General features: G+C 50.8%; 3 protein-coding genes. All 3 read right to left on the bottom strand.

Annotation, left to right across the window (positions count from 1 at the left end; translation table 11 throughout):
- Positions 1-43 precede the first annotated feature (43 nt).
- Positions 44-10639, bottom strand: coding sequence for a non-ribosomal peptide synthetase (locus UB51_RS07455; protein ID WP_052675795.1), 10596 nt, complete (start codon positions 10637-10639; stop codon positions 44-46).
- 389 nt (positions 10640-11028) lie between these two features.
- On the bottom strand, positions 11029-11208 hold the full coding sequence (locus tag UB51_RS07450; protein ID WP_044876770.1) for a hypothetical protein: 180 nt from the start codon (positions 11206-11208) through the stop codon (positions 11029-11031).
- Positions 11209-11414: 206 nt separating this feature from the next.
- Entirely contained in the window at positions 11415-19082 is a 7668-nt protein-coding gene (locus tag UB51_RS07445) for a non-ribosomal peptide synthetase (protein ID WP_044876769.1), read from the bottom strand.
- Positions 19083-19428: the final 346 nt, after the last annotated feature.

Raw genomic sequence — 19428 nt, 5'->3', positions numbered from 1 at the left:
TAAAAGAGAACATCCCCGATCATCATCGCGTTCGCGTTGCCAATCATGCGTGGACGTCTACTGCCGATTTGCTCTCTCCGTATTTCAGCATTCCTGATGCAGTCATAGCACTTACAAATTTCTTCAAGTAGGTTCCATCTATTGCAGGCCAATGAAACCCGAGTTTATCTAAGTATTTTATGGTTAAAGTTGAATCTACTTGAACAAGTGCTTTATATTGCTCTTCAACCTCATACATAGATGCCACCAAAGGAACTAAATCGGTCTGCAAGAGCTTATTTTGGGAAATATCGATTACCAGTTGCCCAAAGGTTTCATCAGAAACTGTGCGAATTTCCATATTATCATTTAGGATATTTACGAATTCCCTTACGTTCATACGATTATGATTAGTTATGTGAAAAACATACTGATCATTAGAATCAATATTAGAATTCATGATTCTTACAATAGCATCACTACAAACATCAACTGGAGTAAATTCCACAATATGATTCTTCGCGTTTTCCGGTACCTGTTCATATTGAAGAATAAATTTCAAATGATTTTGAAATGCGTTACTGTCAGGATTCTCTTGCCATTGGCCATCATCATATCGATTGGTTAAATTCCCAACTCTATAAATCATTGCATCCGTACCTCTAGTAATTGCTTCGAATATTACTTGTTCCGCCCAAAATTTACTTTCTACATAAACATTAAATTGATAGTCTTGATTTATAAATGCATTGTTTTCTCCAAACTGCACTTTATTTTCTCCCAATGCATAGTGTCCGCCTACGCTAGTAGTGGAAATATAGTGCAGCTTTTTATCTGTGCCGACAAATTTGATGACTTCTTTTGTTCCATGTACATTTGCCTTTTCAAAATCACTATAGTTTCCGAAATGCTTAGTCAATGCAGCAGTATGAATTACCGTTTTAACTCTTTGTTTTAAATGATAATACTCCTCTTCTTTTAAACCGAAATTCTCAAGAGCAACATCTCCATTTACTAGCACTATTCTACTATCTAGCAAACTTTCATAACGCGTTACTTTCTTTGAAAAATAATGTGCCCATAATTTGAGCATCCGTTTCTTTGTACTTTCTATACTTTCTCCACGGACCAGGCAGTATATCTTGCAAGAAGTGGAGCTAATGATTTGATCTACTAGATGTATACCCAAGAAACCTGTTGCTCCAGTTATTAATATTTCAGTATCTTCAAACCGGTAAGATGTTTCCAAACTAACGTTATTTCTCCGAGGTGGGATACTATACTGTATCTTACTTCCGTAATCTTCATTGAGTACCACTCTTTTGCTTAGAATTTTTTCTGATAGTCCCTTAATTGTTGGTATTACATAATAATCTCTTACAGTTAAATCCCAACCCTCCGTTATACTGTTCACCAGCAACCTCATTACTTTCAATGAATTTCCACCTAAGTCAAAAAAATTAGCATGAATACCTAGCTTGGCTTTGTCTACTTCTAGTTCGGATGCCCATAACTCAACTAATCTTTCCTCTACCACGTTTCGCGGTGCAACATACTCCTCGCCTATATGCACCGACCCTTCTGGTGCCGGAAGTGACTTGCGGTCCAGCTTCCCGTTTGGCGTCAGCGGCAGCTGCTCCATCAGCACAAAATAGGACGGGATCATATACTCCGGCAAGCTTTGCCCTACATACTTACGCCACACCGACGGAGGCAGCTCCGCTTCCGTTACTAAGTACGCGCATAAATACGCTTCACCACCTTCTCTTCTCTCGGCGATCACGACCGCATCCTCGACAGCTTCATGTTTCATAAGCTGCTGACGGACCTCGTCCGGTTCAATCCGGAAGCCCCGAATCTTCACCTGCTCGTCGATCCGGCCCAGATACTCCAAGTTTCCATCCAGCAGCCATCTTGCCAAGTCTCCGGTTCGGTACATTCGCTCTCCCAGCACAAATGGGTTCTCCACAAACTTCTCCTTCGTTAACTCCGGACGGTTCAAGTACCCTCGTGCCACCCCGTCTCCAGCTATATAGATTTCCCCTGATACTCCGAACGGTACAGGTTTACGATGTGCATCCAGCAAATAGATGCTCGTGTTCGCTGCCGGCACTCCAATAGGTACAGACTTGCCAATACTATTTGTTGGATCGTATCGATAAATCATGCATCCGATTACCGTTTCTGTCGGCCCATATTCATTGTAAATCTCTATCGAGCCATTAAAATGACGATAGATGCTTTCAGCTAAACTTGTGTCGAGGTTCTCTCCACCTACTATCATTTTTCGCATTCTTGAGCCAGGAGGAATTTTCATTTTTTTGACCAAGCTTAGATGGGTAGGCGTCAACTTAATAATATCCACTTCATTATCCGAAATAATGTTTTGAATTAACGTTGCTTTGTCCTCTCCATCGTAGATTCGGATGGCGTCCCCCGTTATTAATGGAGTGAAAATAGACGTTGCAGTTAAATCAAACGAGATTGACGAGTACAACGGGAAATCACTTTTTTCTCCTCTAACATACACGTTCTTCGCCCAGTATACATAGTTCGTCAACCCTTGGTGAGAAATCATAGCTCCCTTAGGGTTACCTGTTGTACCCGAAGTATAAATCACATAGGCCAAATTGTTGATTTGGCTTGGTAACTTCAAGTTTGAGCTATCTTTGCTGTACACTTTCACGTCGTTCAGATCCAATACCTTTCCGCCAAACGACGATACGCGGTGCTGTAATTGATTTTGCAATAACAATAACTTAGCACCTGAATCTTCCAACATATAGCGAATTCGATCTTCAGGATATTCCGGATCAATCGGCACATACGCTCCCCCGGCTTTCATGATACCAAGAATTCCAACTATCATTTCCAGGGAATGGTTGACCAAAATCCCTACCAAATCATCTGCCTTCACGCATTCTGCTTGTAGTGTTCTGGCTAGCTGATTAGCTCGTTCATTTAGTTCCCTATAGGTCATCTGCTCCCCGCCGCACACCACTGCCACTTGCTCCGGAGTTTTCTCCGCCTGCTCCTCGAACAGCTCGCTAATCGTCTTCTCCCTCGGGTACGGTGCTTCCGTTTCATTGAACGACACCAATACCTGCTCCCGTTCCTCTTCTGTTAGCAGTTCAATGTCCGACAGCTTAATCTCCGGCTGATCCGCCACCTGCTCTAACAACCTCAACCAATGGCTGCTCCATCTCTCCATCGTTTCTTGGCGGAACAACCGGCTTCCGTACTCCACATGGAAGTAGAGCTTTCCTTCCCCTTCGACGGCCTGCACGCTCACATCAAATTTCGCAATCTTTCCTTCGTACCAATATGGACTTACCTTCAGCCCTTCCAGACCGAATTCCTTAATCTCTACGTTTTGCAGCGTAAACAACGTATCAAACAGCGGATTCCGGCTCAAATCTCTCCGTACCCCCAGCTTCTCCACCAGCTCCTCCAGCGGATACTCCTGGTTCTCATACGCCTGCAGCACCTGCGCTTTCACGTCCTCCAGGTACGATACGAACGTTTTCTCCCCTTGCGGGCGGTTCCTCAGCGCCAACGTATTTACGAACATCCCGATTACTTCACCGAGGTCGGCGTGTCCTCTTCCCGCAATCGGCGTTCCCACCACGATGTCTTCTTGCCCTGTATATTTCGACAGCAGCACGGTATACGCCGCAAGTAGGGTCATATACAGCGTCGCTCCTCGCTCCCGCGACAGCGTCGCCAGCTTCTGGCTATACTCCTCTCCCAGCACGCATCCTACGCTGGCACCTTCAAACTGCTGCACAGCTGGACGCGGATAATCCTTTGGCAGCTCCAGTACAGGCACTTCTCCTGCGAACGCTTCCAGCCAATACTGCTCCTGCTTCTCGATGTCTCCCTTGCGAATCCGCTCCTGCTGCCATACCGCATAATCCTTATACTGGATTCCGGGCTCTCCAAGCTCTCGTCCTTCATACGCCTGCATGAACTCCTGCATGAAGAGGTTGATCGACACCCCATCGGAGATGATGTGGTGCATGTCCACCATTAGCACATGCCCCTCTTTCCCTAGCTGTATGATTCCTGCCCGGAGTAACGGTGCTTGACTCAAATCAAACGGACGGATGAACGTTTCGATCAGACGCTCGATTTCCTCAACGCTCGCTTCTTCGTACGCTACGGCCAGTTCTACTTCCGCGTGTACCCGCTGCACCAGTTCCCCGTCAGCCATATCAAAGGACGTGCGCAAGGCTTCGTGCCGGTTCACCACCGTTTGCAAGGCCGCACCCAGACGACCCCGGTCCAGCTTTCCTTCCAGCTTCAGCACCGTTGGCATATTATAGCTGACTCCTGCTCCTTCCAGCTGCTGGACCACATATACCCGTTTTTGTGCCGGCGACACCGGATAAAACGCTCTTGCTTCCACCTGCTCTATCGGGGTATATGATTTCTTCTCTGCTTCCTGCAAGTAGTCCGCCATCGCTTCGATCGTCGCGTTCCCAAACACTTCGCGCAGCGGCACCTCCACCTGCAGCTCCTGGTGAATTCGCAACACCAGCATCATCGCTTTCAGCGAGTGCCCCCCAAGCTCGAAGAAGTTGTCCCGGACTCCTATGCGCTCCAAACCGAGCACCTCCGACCAGATGTCCGCCAGCTTCGCCTCCACGTCGTTTCGTGGCGCGACGTACTCCACACCCGTGTGTACCGCTCCTTCCGGGGCTGGCAGCGCCTTGCGGTCCACCTTCCCGTTTGGCGTCAGCGGCAGCTTCTCCATTCGTACAAAGTACGACGGGATCATATATTCCGGCAAGCTTTCTCCCATATGTTTGCGCCATGCCGACACCGGCAGCTCCTCTTCCGTCACCACGTACGCGCACAAGTACGATTGGCCTTCTTCTCCCTTCCGGGCTATGACGACCGCGTCTTCCACCGCTTCATGCTTCATGAGCTGCTCGTGCACCTCTCCCAACTCAATCCGGAAGCCGCGGATCTTCACCTGCTCGTCGATCCGGCCCAAGTACTCCAGGTTCCCGTCCGGAAGCCATCTGGCCAAGTCCCCTGTCCGGTACATCCGCTCTCCCGGCGCAAACGGGTTCTCCACAAACTTCTCCTCCGTCAGTTCCGGTCGGTTCAAGTACCCTCGTGCCACTCCTTCTCCTGCAACATACAACTCCCCTTGTATACCTATAGGTTGTATTCGTTGCTGCTTATCCAGTATATAAGCCCTCAAGGTTGGTATCGGTTTCCCAATGTTGCTCTTCCCTTGAGCAATCTCCACTTCAGTGATTTCTTTGTAGGTAACATGCACTGTCGTTTCTGTTGTTCCATACATATTAATCAATCGTATATCTGGGTGTTTCCTTTTCCACTCTTTCAATATGGATGGACTTAACGCCTCTCCTCCGAAAATCACGTTCCTTACGGCTAACTTCTCCCCAACCTCACTTCCTTCTTCATGCAGCAACTGATAGAAATACATTGGCGTTTGATTCAGTATGGTTACTTGTTGATCCTTCAGCAACTGAAGGAAGTGTTGTGGATTTTTCACTGTCTGTTGAGGTACCACGATCAGCTTCCCTCCGTACAACAACGCCCCATACATTTCCCACACGGAAAAATCAAAGCAGAACGAATGGAACAACGTCCAGGTGTCCGTATCGCCAAAGTCAAACAAGTTTTTGTCGTTGAACAGTAACCGGACAACATTGCGCTGTTCCACCATGACCCCTTTCGGCTTCCCGGTGGACCCGGACGTATAAATCACGTACGCCAAACTAGCGGCCGTATGCTCGCGCGCGATATTCCCACTCTCTTCCTCTGCATACACGCCCGCCTCATCCAACGCCACGATGCTTCCTTCAAACGCCACTCGGTCCGTCAGCCGCTTCTGCGTCAGCAGCATTTTCGTCCCGCTATCCTCCAGCATGTACGCAATCCGCTCTGACGGATAGTCCGGGTCAATCGGCAAATACGCTCCCCCTGCCTTCAGAATGCCCAAGATCCCGGCCATCATTTCCAGCGAACGCTCCACCATGATGCCCACGATCGTCTCGGCCCCTACCCCGTGCTTGCGCAGCACACGCGCCACTTGGTTCGATCTGGCATTCAAATCTTCGTACGTCCACTCCTGTCCTTCGTACACCACTGCTGCTTGCTTCGGTGTCTTTGCTACCTGTTCCTCGAACAGCTCGCTAATCGTCATCTCCCTCGGGTACGGCGCTTTCGTCTCGTTGAACGACACCAGCACCTGCTCCCGTTCCTCTTCCGTCATCAGCTCGATGTCCGACAACCTGATCTCCGGCTGGTCCGCCACCTGCTCTAACAGCCTCAGCCAGTGGCTGCTCCATCTCTCCATCGTTTCCGGGCGGAACAGCCGGCTTCCGTACTCCACATGGAAGTAGAGCTTCCCTTCGCCTTCGACTGCCTGCAGACTCACATCAAATTTCGCAATCTTTCCTTCGTATCCGTACGGGCTTACCTTCAGTCCTTCCAGACCGAACTCCTTCATCTCTACGTTTTGCAGCGTAAACAACGTATCAAACAGCGGATTCCGGCTCAAATCTCTCCGTACCCCCAACTTCTCCACCAGTTCCTCCAGCGGATACTCCTGGTTCTCATACGCCTGCAGCACCTGCGCTTTCACGCCCTCCAGGTACGATACGAACGTTTTCTCCCCTTCCGGGCGGTTTCGCAGCGCCAGCGTATTCACGAACATCCCCATCACTTCACCCAGGTCGGCATGCCCTCTTCCCGCAATCGGCGTGCCCACCACGATGTCTTCTTGCCCTGTATATTTCGACAGCAGTACGGTGTACGCCGCTAATAAGGTCATATACAGCGTCGCTCCTCGCTCCCGCGACAGCTTCACCAGCTTCTGGCTGTACTCTTCCCCTAGTACGCAGCCTACGCTGGCACCTTCAAACTGCTGCACAGCCGGACGCGGATAATCCGTCGGCAGTTCCAGCACGGGCACTTCTCCTGCGAACGCTCCCAGCCAGTACTGCTCCTGCTTCTCGATGTCTCCCTTCTGGATTCGCTCCTGCTGCCATACCGCATAATCCTTGTACTGGATTCCTCGCTCCCCAAGCTCTCTTCCTTCATACGCCTGCATGAACTCCTGCATGAAGAGGTTAATCGACACCCCGTCGGAGATAATGTGATGCATGTCCACCACCAGCACATGCTCCTCTTTCCCTAGCTGTATGATTCCTGCCCGGAGTAACGGTGCTTGACTCAAATCAAACGGACGGATGAACGTTTCGATCAGACGCTCGATTTCCTCAACGCTCGCTTCTTCGTACGCTACGGCCAGTTCTACTTCCGCGTGTACCCGCTGCACCAGTTCCCCGTCAGCCATATCAAAGAACGTGCGCAAGGCCTCGTTCCGGTTCACCACCGTTTGCAAGGCCGCACCCAGACGACCCCGGTCCAGCTTTCCTTTCAGCTTCAGCACCATCGGCATATTGTAGCTGACTCCTGCTCCTTCCAGTTGCTGGACCACATATACCCGTTTTTGCGCGGGCGACACCGGATAAAACGCTCTCGCTTCCACCCTCTCTATCGGGGTGTGCGTTGTCTTTTCCGCTTCCTGCAAGTAGCCTGCCATCGCTTCGATCGTTGCGTGCCTGAACACTTCGCGCAGCGGCACCTCCACCTGTAGCTCCTGGTGAATTCGCGACACCAGCATCATCGCTTTCAGCGAGTGCCCCCCAAGCTCGAAGAAGTTGTCCCGGACTCCTATGCGCTCCAAACCGAGCACCTCCGACCAGATGTCCGCCAGCTTCGCCTCCACGTCGTTTCGTGGCGCGACGTACTCCACACCCGTGTGTACCGCCCCTTCCGGGGCTGGCAGCGCCTTGCGGTCCACCTTCCCGTTTGGCGTCAGCGGCAGCTTCTCCATTCGTACAAAGTACGACGGGATCATATACTCCGGCAAGCTTTGGCCCATATGCTTGCGCCATGCCGACACCGGTAACTCCTCTTCCGTCACCACGTACGCGCACAAGTACGATTGGCCTTCTTCTCCCTTCCGGGCTATGACGACCGCGTCTTCCACCGCTTCATGCTTCATGAGCTGCTCATGCACCTCTCCCAGCTCAATCCGGAAGCCACGGATCTTCACCTGCTCATCAATCCGGCCCAAGTACTCCAGGTTCCCATCCAGCAGCCATCTGGCCAAGTCCCCCGTCCGGTACATCCGCTCTCCCGGCACAAACGGGTTCTCGACAAATTTCTCCTTCGTCAGCTCTGGACGGTTCAAATATCCTCGTGCCAGCCCGTCTCCGGCTATGCACAGCTCTCCCGCGATTCCGATAGGCTGCAACTGGTTCGCTTCACCCAGCACATACACTTGCATATTCGGCAGCGGCTTTCCGATAGGGATATTTCTTGCCCCTTCTTCCACTACATAGCTGGTGGCTACTACCGTATTCTCCGTTGGTCCATAGTGATTGACGATCTCATACTTCTGCCTTTTATATTGATGTAGCTTATCTCCCCCCGTTAACAACAACCGTAAGGAGCCGACTTCTTCTTCCATAAACTTTTCACACATCGACGTCGGTAAAAAGCTAATCGTAATCCCGTTACTCTCCATATACTGCTGCAATTGCTTCACATCGCTGCGAATCCATTCGCTGACGATATAGATCGTGGAGCCGCTAATCAAATACGGGAAAATTTCCCACACCGACGCATCAAACCCGAATCCTGCGAATTTCGTGCTTCGATCCTTCGCTGTCACTGCATACTGTTGCTGGTGCCATAGTGACAAATTCACCAAAGATCGATGCTCTACCAGTACCCCTTTCGGCTTCCCGGTGGACCCTGACGTATAAATCACGTACGCCAAACTAGCAGCCGTATGCTCGCCCGCGATATTTCCGCGCTCTTCCTCTGCATATACGCCCGCCTCATCCAACGCCACAATGCTTCCGTCAAACACCACCCGGTCCGTCAAACGCTCCTGAGTCAGCAGCACCTTCGTCCCGCTATCCTCCAGCATGTACGCAATCCGCTCTGCCGGATAATCCGGGTCAATCGGCAAATACGCTCCTCCTGCCTTCAGGATGCCCAGGATTCCTGCCATCATCTCCAGCGAACGTTCCACCATGATGCCCACGATCGTCTCGGCCCCTACCCCGTGCTTGCGCAGCACACGCGCCACTTGGTTCGATCTGGCGTTCAGCTCTTCGTACGTCCACTCCTGCCCTTCGTACACCACTGCTACTTGCCCAGGAGTTTTCTCCACCTGTTCCTCAAACAGCTCGCTAATCGTCTTCTCCCTCGGGTACGGCTCCTTGGTTTCGTTGAACGACACCAACACCTGCTCCCGTTCCTCTTCTGTTACGATGTCAATCTCTTGTATCCGCAACCCTGGATTCTCCACTACCTGCTGGATGATTCTCTCCACATGCTGCCCGATTCTCCAGATAAACTCCTGATCGTGCGCCTTTGCATTGTAATTCATTTTAAACGTCAACTGTTTCCCCGGAACAACCGTGATGTTAAAGTCGTAGTTCGTTTGCTCGAACGCTTCGACTCCCTCTATCTTGAAGCCTAACTCTAGCCCTTCCCCTCCCGATTGATTCCTCAGCTCTTCATCAATGGGGAAATTTTGGAACGTCATAATGTGATCCAGCAACCCTTGCTTCACCTGGCTCCTCGCCTGCACATCCGCTAATGATACGTAGTCGTATTTCTCCGAGGCTAGCGCTCTGTGCTGCATCCCTTGCACCAGGTCTGCAAATCGTTCCGTCGGCTCTGCGTGTACTCGGATGGGAATCGTATTCACGAATAACCCGACCATTTTCTCCACGCCTTCAATTTCCGCAGGTCTTCCTGAGACCACCGAACCAAACACCACGTCGTTCGCTTGGTTGTACCTTTGCAGCAAGATCCCCCAGATCGCCTGGATCATCGTGTTGATCGTCACTTGGTATTTTTGGGCGAGCCTGTTCAATTGGCCGCTCTCCTTCTCCCCTACGGTGACAATCATTTCCTCTTGCCGATACTCCCTGTTTCCTTCGCCTTTCCGCTGCGCCGGTACGCTTGCCTGCTGCTCGTACCCCCTCAAGTAGTTCTCCCAGTACTCCAACGCCTCTTCTTGATCCTGCTCCCCCAGCCATTGGATGTAATCGCTGTACGGATACGCTTTTTCCAACTCCACACGCTGACCGCTTTTCAATTGAACGTAATACTTGAACAAATCTCCCAGAACGATTCCTGTGCACCAGCCATCCATAATGATGTGATGATAGCTCCAGATGACTCTATACGTTTCCTTCCCCGTTTGGATCACCGACAGCCTCATCAGAAGATCCTTTCTAAGATCGAATCCCTTTTCCCTGTCTTTTTTCTTGAATTCTTTGATATACGATAGTTTTTCATTTTCTTCATAGTTAGATATATCTTCATAATCAATTTTTGCAGGGCGTTCAGTTAAAACGATTTGCAAAGGTCTCTTTAATTCTTCAATCATAAATATAGTTCTGAACACATCATATTTTTTCAATAAAATATTTAAACTTTCCTCAAATAAATCTATTCTCATTTCACCTGCAAAAGTGAAGTCGATTTGTTCAAAATAAGTAGTTGAATTCCCATCTAACAAGTAGTGGAACAACATTCCTTCCTGAAGGGGGCTTAACTTTTGAATCAATTTTATGTTTTTTTTCATCTAATGTGCTCCTCTATAAGAATTAATGACCCTGTTTTTTGACCCATAAGCATAACATTTAGTTCACCACTAGCAGCGTTGTATACGTCACACCTTCGGCTGATGGTACATTGGCATCAATTTGGATGGGAACAAAGGCCGTGCCGCATGTGGATCGACAAAACGAATCGGACAAGTTCTGGTTCAGTGCGTTAAATAGGCAAAAACTACGGTATTTCAGGGTATCTCATTATCTGCCTAGACAATCTGCCCGCTACGAAGATATAGCCTATAATTATGTTTGTCAGCTACTTCCACAATCGGAAAATGATAATGACCAGTGGTCTCTAGAATAATAGCAGGACGCAAAGCACCTCCACTTCTAACGATTTCAAAATGTCCTAATAGAGTTAGCAACCCTTCAATTGTATGAGTAAACCGAATGTTTTGCCGTACGGCTTGTTCTTCTCAAGAAAGGCTTGGGCGTGGTTTGCACCTTCTGACACATCCAGACCAGAGCAATTACAGGGTTCATCGTCACCCTCTTCTTTTATATCAAACCGATAATCCCAATCCTTCTTGCCACTCATAACTTCGCTCGCCATTGCGAACAGTTTGTGTAACGGGATCTTTGTCCTTAATTCTTGAACGTTCTGTCTTATAATCTCATTAATAAATAGAGGTCAGCCAGTTTTTAGATGGCCAACCTCATATGGAGATAATTAGAAGACCCATATTGGAATATGCCAATATGCGCAAAATACTTGAATATTTAAGCACTAAACTTAGTACTGAACTAAATGAGCAAGTTGACTTTGTCTGTAATCTTTTGAAGATCATCAATCGTTAACTCTTTGATTCCCAAATCACTAGGAGTCATTTCGGCATCCTCTTTTTGTACACAATGCTCGATAATCCGGCACAGGTGGTCTCGGTAACTCTCCAGCAATCCCTTGATCGTCTCTTCCCGGTACTCTCCTCCCGAATACTGGATGCTCATCCGCAGCTTGCCTCCCATAATGGCGCCGCCTATGTCCAACCTGTGTACTCGTTCCGAATCTCGATGAAATGCGCTTCCCGTCGGCATCCCGGAGCCTTCAAATACGCCGCTTCCCATCTCCGCGTCAAACTGCCCCAAGTAGTTGAAGCTAATCTCCGGTCTTTGTTTGAATTCCAGCTCCTGGGTTCTTTCCTTCTCCGTCACGTATTTTAGAATCCCGTATCCGATCCCCTTATTCGGTATCCTTCTCAGCGTTTCTTTCACCTGCTTGATTTGATTCCCCAGTTCTTTCCTTCCCTGGATTTCCAACACCACCGGGTACATGCTCGTAAACCAACCCACCGTCCGGCTCACGTTCACTCCCTTGATGATCTCTTCCCTTCCGTGTCCTTCCAGCGTCAGCCCTACTCGTTCTTCTCCCGTCCACTCTTCCACGGCCAGTGCCAATCCCGTCAGCAGGATGTCATTCATCTCCGTATGGTACGCTTGATGCACGTTTCTCAACAGCTTCTCCGTCTCTTCTTCCGTGAACTCCACGATTTCGATTCGGCTCTCTCCCCATGTATTCCCTTTCGCTTCAACCTCCTCGTCCTTCGGCAGTCTTGCAATCTCCGCCTCTTCCACCGCTTTCCAATATGGCTTCTCCCTCAGCAGCTTCCTGCTGTTGGCATACTCGTTCAGTTCCTTGGACCACTGTTGGTACGAGTTCGTTTTCTCCGGCAAACTCACTTCCTCATTCGCCAGACGCTGTTCATACCCGAGCGCCAAATCTTCCAGCAGAATTCTCCATGAGACTCCGTCGACCACCAGATGATGGACCGCCAGCAGCAAGTGGTCTCCCTCACTAGTCTTGAATAATCCGGCTCTCATCAGCGGGCCCGACTGCAGGTTCAGGCTGCTTTGCAGACGCTCCGACTCCGTCTCGATCCGTCTGGCCGCTTCCTCTGCATCCCCGACGATCTCCACGACGCTCAGCTCGATTTCGTTCCCTTCGATCCCTGCGTTAACTTGAACGATGCTGTCTCCTTCGCCCTCATACCTCATTCGCAGCGCATCATGATGGGCCACCAGTTCCTGCAAAACCTCCCTCAGCGCCTCGTTGTTGAAGCCTTCCTGCCTATATAGCATCATCGACTGGTTCCAATGATGCTTCGCTTGAAAGTCTTGTTCGAAAAACCATCGCTGAATCGGGGTGAGCTCTACCTGCCCCTTCACTTGACCTTGATCGATGCTCATTTCCACCTGCTGTACATACAGACTCACGTCTTCAATTGTCGGATGCAGGAACAAGTTCGCGATCTCCAGCTTCAACTGTTGTTTATGCAAACGAGCGCTGATTTGAATCGCCTTGATCGAGTCTCCTCCCAACTCAAAGAAGTTGTCCCGGACCCCTATGCGCTCTAAACCGAGCACCTCCGACCAGATGTCCGTCAGCTTCGCCTCCATGTCGTTTCGTGACGCGATGTACTCCACGCCTGTGTGTACCGCCCCTTCCGGTGCCGGCAGCGCCTTGCGGTCCACCTTCCCGTTTGGCGTCAGCGGCAGCTTCTCCATTCGCACGAAGTACGACGGAATCATATACTCCGGCAAGCTTTGGCCCATATGCTTGCGCCATGTCGACACCGGCAGCTCCTCTTCCGTCACCACGTACGCGCACAAGTACGATTGGCCTTCTTCTCCCTTCCGCGCTACGACGACCGCGTCTTCCACCGCTTCATGCTTCATGAGCTGCTCATGCACCTCTCCCAGCTCAATCCGGAAGCCACGGATCTTCACCTGCTCATCAATCCGGCCCAAGTACTCCAGGTTCCCATCCAGCAGCCATCTGGCCAAGTCCCCCGTCCGGTACATCCGCTCTCCAGGGACAAACGGGTTCTCGACAAATTTCTCCTTCGTCAGCTCTGGACGGTTCAAATATCCTCGCGCCAGCCCGTCTCCGGCTATGCACAGCTCTCCCGCGATTCCGATAGGCTGCAACTGGTTCGCTTCACCCAGCACATACACTTGCATATTCGGCAGCGGCTTTCCGATAGGGATATTGCTTGCCCCTTCTTCCACCACATAGCTGGTGGCTACTACCGTATTCTCCGTTGGTCCATAGTGATTGACGATCTCATACTTCTGCCTCTTATAGTGATGTAGCTTATCTCCCCCCGTTAACAACAACCGTAAGGAGCCGACTTCTTCTTCCATAAACTTTTCACACATCGACGTCGGTAAAAAGCTAATCGTAATCCCGTTACTCTCCATATACTGCTGCAATTGCTTCACATCGCTGCGAATCCATTCGCTGACGATATGGATCGTGGAGCCGCTAATCAAATACGGGAAAATTTCCCACGCCGACGCATCAAACCCGAATCCTGCGAATTTCGTGCTTCGATCCTTCGCTGTCACTGCATACTGTTGCTGGTGCCATAGTGACAAATTCACCAAAGATCGATGCTCTACCAGTACCCCTTTCGGCTTCCCGGTGGACCCTGACGTATAAATCACGTACGCCAAACTAGCAGCCGTGTGCTCGCCCGCGATATTCCCGCGCTCTTCCTCTGCATATACGCCCGCCTCATCCAACGCCACAATGCTTCCGTCAAACACCACTCGGTCCGTCAGCCGCTTCTGCGTCAGCAACACCTTCGTCCCGCTATCCTCCAGCATGTACGCAATCCGCTCTACCGGATAGTCCGGGTCAATCGGCAAATACGCTCCTCCTGCCTTCAGGATGCCCAGGATTCCTACCATCATCTCCAGCGAACGTTCCACCATGATGCCCACAATCGTCTCGGCCCCTACCCCGTGCTTACGCAGCATGCGCGCCACTTGGTTCGACCTTGCATTCAGCTCTTCGTACGTCCACTCCTGCTCTTCGTACACCACTGCCACTTGCCCAGGAGTTTTCTCCGCCTGCTCCCCGAACAGCTCGCTAATCGTCTTCTCCCTCGGGTACGGTGCCTCGGCCTTGTTAAACGCTACCAATACCTGCTCCCGTTCCTCTTCTGTTAGCAGTTCAATGTCCGACAGCTTAATCTCCGGCTGATCCGCTACTTGCTCTAACAGCTTCAGCCAATGGCTGCTCCATCTCTCCATCGTTTCTTGGCGGAACAACCGGCTTCCGTACTCCATCTGGAAGTAGAGTTTCCCTTCCCCTTCGACGGCCTGCACGCTCACATCAAATTTCGCAATCTTTCCTTCGTGCCCGTACGCACTTACCTTCAGCCCTTCCAGACCGAACTCCTTCATCTCCACGTTTTGCAACGCGAACAACGTATCAAACAGCGGATTCCGGCTCAAATCTCTCCGTACCCCCAGCTTCTCCACCAACTCCTCCAGTGGATACTCCTGGTTCTCATACGCCTGCAGCACCTGCGTTTTCACGTCCTCCAGGTACGATACGAACGTTTTCTCCCCTTGCGGGCGGTTCCTCAGCGCCAACGTATTTACGAACATCCCCATTACTTCACCGAGGTCGGCGTGCCCTCTTCCCGCAATCGGCGTTCCCACGACGATGTCTTCTTGACCTGTATATTTCGACAGCAGCACGGTATACGCCGCAAGTAGGGTCATATACAGTGTCGCTCCTCGCTCCCGAGACAGCTTCGCCAGCTTCCAGCTATACTCCTCTCCCAGCGCGCATCCTACGCTGGCACCTTCAAACTGCTGCATAGCCGGACGCGGATAATCCGTCGGCAGTTCCAGCACCGGCACTTCTCCTGCGAACGCCCCCAGCCAGTACTGCTCCTGCTTCTCGATCTCTCCCTTCTGGATCCGCTCCTGCAACCATACCGCATAATCCTTATACTGGATCCCGGGCTCCCCAAGCTCTCGTCCTTCATACGCCTGCATGAACTCCTGCAGGAACAGGTTGATCGACACCCCGTCGGAGATGATATGGTGCATGTCCACCACCAGCACATGCTCCTCTTCCCCTAGCTGTAGGATGCCCGCCCGCAGTAACGGTGCTTGACTCAGATCAAACGGACGGATTAACGTTTCGATCAGACGCTCGATTTCCGCAACGCTCGCTTCTTCGTACGCTACAGCCAGTTCTACTTCCGCGTGTACCCGCTGCACCAGTTCCCCGTCAGCCATATCAAAGAACGTGCGCAAGGCCTCGTGCCGGTTCACCACCGTTTGCAAGGCCGCGCCCAGACGGCCCCGGTCCAGCTTTCCTTCCAGTTTCAGCACCGTCGGCATATTGTAGCTGACTCCTGCTCCTTCCAGTTGCTGGACCACATATACCCGTTTTTGTGCCGGCGACACCGGATAAAATGCTCTCGCTTCCACCCGCTCTATCGCGGTATATGATTTCTTCTCTGCTTCCTGCAAGTAGCCCGCCATCGCTTCGATCGTCCCGTTCCCGAACACTTCGCGCAGCGGCACCTCCACCTGCAGCTCCTGGTGAATCCGCGACACCAGCATCATCGCTTTCAGCGAGTGCCCCCCAAGCTCGAAAAAGTTGTCCCGGACTCCTATGCGCTCCAAACCGAGCACCTCTGACCAGATGTCCGCCAGCTTCGCCTCCACGTCGTTTCGTGGCGCGACGTACTCCACACCCGTGTGTACCGCCCCTTCCGGGGCTGGCAGCGCCTTGCGGTCCACCTTCCCGTTTGGCGTCAGCGGCAGCTTCTTCACACGTACGAAGTACGACGGGATCATATATTCCGGCAAACTTTCTCCCATATGTTTGCGCCATGCCGACACCGGCAGCTCCTCTTCCGTCACCACGTACGCGCACAAGTACGTTTGGCCTTCTTCTCCCTTCCGGGCCACGACCACCGCGTCTTCCACCGCTTCATGCTTCATGAGCTGCTCGTGCACCTCTCCCAACTCAATCCGGAAGCCACGGATCTTTACCTGCTCATCGATCCGGCCCAAGTACTCCAGGTTCCCGTCCGGCAGCCATCTGGCTAAGTCACCCGTCCGGTACATCCGCTCTCCAGGCACAAACGGGTCCTCTACAAACTTCTCCTCCGTCAGCTCCGGACGGTTCAAATACCCTCGTGCCACTCCTTCTCCTGCAACATACAACTCCCCTTGTATACCTATAGGTTGTATCCGCTGCTGCTTATCCAGTATATAAGCCCTCAAGGTTGGTATCGGTTTCCCAATGTTGCTCTTCCCTTGAGCAATCTCCACTTCAGTGATTTCTTTGTAGGTAACATGCACTGTCGTTTCTGTTGTTCCATACATATTAATCAATCGTATATCTGGCTGTTTCCTTTTCCACTCTTTCAATATGGATGGGCTTAACGCCTCTCCTCCGAAAATTACGTTCCTTACGGCTAGCTTCTCTCCAACCTCTCTTCCTTCTTCATGCAGCAACTGATAAAAATACATCGGCGTTTGATTCAGTATGGTTACTTGTTGATCCTTCAGTAATTGAAGGAATTGTTGTGGATTTTTCACTGTCTGTTGAGGTACCACGATCAGCTTCCCTCCGTACAACAACGCCCCGTACATTTCCCACACGGAAAAATCGAAGCAGAACGAATGGAACAACGTCCAGGTGTCCGTATCGCCAAAGTCAAACAAGTTTTTGTCGTTGAACAGTAACCGGACAACATTGCGCTGTTCCACCATGACCCCTTTCGGCTTCCCGGTGGACCCGGACGTATAAATCACGTACGCCAAACTAGCGGCCGTATGCTCGCGCGCGATATTCCCACTCTCTTCCTCTGCATACACGCCCGCCTCATCCAACGCCACGATGCTTCCTTCAAACGCCACCCGGTCCGTCAGCCGCTTCTGGGTCAGCAGCACCTTCGTCCCGCTATCCTCCAGCATGTACGCAATCCGCTCTGTCGGGTAGTCCGGGTCAATCGGCAAATACGCTCCTCCTGCCTTCAGGATGCCCAAGACCCCGGCCATCATCTCCAGCGAGCGTTCCACCATGATGCCCACGATCGTCTCGGTCCCTACCCCATGCTTACGCAGCACGCGTGCCACTTGGTTCGACCTTGCATTCAGCTCTTCGTACGTCCACTCCTCCCCTTCATACACCACTGCTACTTGCCCAGGAGTCTTTGCTACCTGTTCCTCGAACAACTCGCTGATCGTCTTCTCCCTCGGGTACGGCGCCTCGGTCTCGTTGAACGACACCAGCACCTGCTCCCGTTCCTCTTCCGTTACGATGTCAATCTCTTGGATCCGCAGCTCCGGATGCTCCACGATCTGCTGGATGATTCTCTCCACATGCTGCCCGATTCTCCGGATAAACTCCTGATCATACGCCTTTGCATTGTAATTCATTTTAAACGTCAGCTGGTTCCCCGGAATGACCGTGATGTTAAAGTCATAGTTCGTCTGCTCGAACGCTTCGACTCCCTCTATCTCGAAGCCTAATCCTTCACCGCCCGTTTGATTCTTAAGCTCTTCACCAATAGGGAAATTTTGAAACGTTATGAGGTGATCCAGCAGCCCTTGCTTCACCTGGCTCTTCGCCTGCACATCCGCCAACGATACGTAGTCGTATTTCTCCGAGGCTAACGCTCTGTGCTGCATCCCTTTCACCAGGTCTGCAAATCGCTCCGCCGGCTCTGCGCAAACTCGGACGGGAATCGTGTTCACGAATAACCCCACCATCTTCTCCACACCTTCAATTTCCGCAGGTCTTCCTGAGACCACCGCACCAAACACCACATCGCTCGCTTGATTGTACCTTTGCAGCAAAATCCCCCAGATCGCCTGGATCATCGTGTTGATCGTCACCTGGTACGTTTGGGCGAGCCTGTTCAATTGACCGCTCTCCTTTTCCCCTACGGTGACGAACATTTCCTCTTGCCGGTACTCCCTGTTTCCTTCGCCTTTCCGTTGCATCGGTACGCTGGCCTGCTGCTCGTACCCCCTCAAGTAGTTCTCCCAATACTCCAACGCCTCTTCTTGATCCTGCTCCCCCAGCCACTGGATGTAATCGCTGTACGGATATGCTTTTTCCAGCTCCACGCGCTGGCCGCTTTTCAATTGAACGTAATATTTGAACAAATCTCCCAGAACGATCCCATTGCACCAGCCATCCATGATGATGTGATGGTAGCTCCAGATCACTCTGTACGTGTCCTCACCCGTCTGGATCACCGACAGCCTCATCAGCAGATCTTTTCTAAGATCGAATCCCATCTCCCTGTCCCGGCTCTCATACTCTTGTACACGGGCTTCCTTCTCTTTCTCTGCGAGCTCCCTGATGTCTTCGTAATGCACATTCGCCTTTCTCGTTTTCCATACGACTTGATAGGGCTGATCTATTTTTTCATACAAAAAGTTCGTTCTTAGGATCGAATATTTCTCAATAATACACTGGAAACTCGTGGTAAGATCTTCCAGTTCAAGCTGACCCTTGACCGATAAGCTCGTCTGGACAAAATAATCGCTTCTATCCTTTTCTCTTAGAGCATGAAATAGCATTCCTTGTTGCGTCGAGGACAAAAAGTATATGTCTTTTATATCACTACGCTTTAGTTTTGACATTATGACAACCCCCGAATATTTTTGCTTTTTCCAATCGTACGATCAAAATGAACTAGATCGATCCCAGCAAATTACTTAACCTATCTGTTATTTTCAAATTCTCTAACAACCGTGCTCCAATTTAATCTTTTTTTGTTTTGAAGGTGACAGCCTTCTATGAACATAGGAATTAAGAACAACCTAGAGCCATCTGTTCGATCCGCTGTACAAGCAATGCCGCCATCGTGTTCAGCCGCTATCTAGTTATGGAGTGAGAGTGACGGTAATGAAGCCGGCATTTTAGAGTTGGAATTTCCAAAACAAAAATGCCGGCCATTTAAAGCTGTAGAAAACGAACCTTAACTAG

Origin of the sequence: Paenibacillus sp. IHBB 10380 (assembly GCF_000949425.1) — a bacterium.
Lineage (GTDB): Bacteria > Bacillota > Bacilli > Paenibacillales > Paenibacillaceae > Paenibacillus_AQ.
This window is presented reverse-complemented; position numbering and strand designations above follow the sequence as displayed.

What these genes read in the sequence shown, in the direction of transcription:
- UB51_RS07455 (WP_052675795.1), bottom strand. Translation starts at nt 10,639, where the DNA reads ATGAAAAAAAACATAAAATTGATTCAAAAGTTAAGCCCCCTTCAGGAA.
- UB51_RS07445 (WP_044876769.1), bottom strand. Translation starts at nt 19,082, where the DNA reads ATGTCAAAACTAAAGCGTAGTGATATAAAAGACATATACTTTTTGTCC.
- UB51_RS07450 (WP_044876770.1), bottom strand. Translation starts at nt 11,208, where the DNA reads ATGAGTGGCAAGAAGGATTGGGATTATCGGTTTGATATAAAAGAAGAG.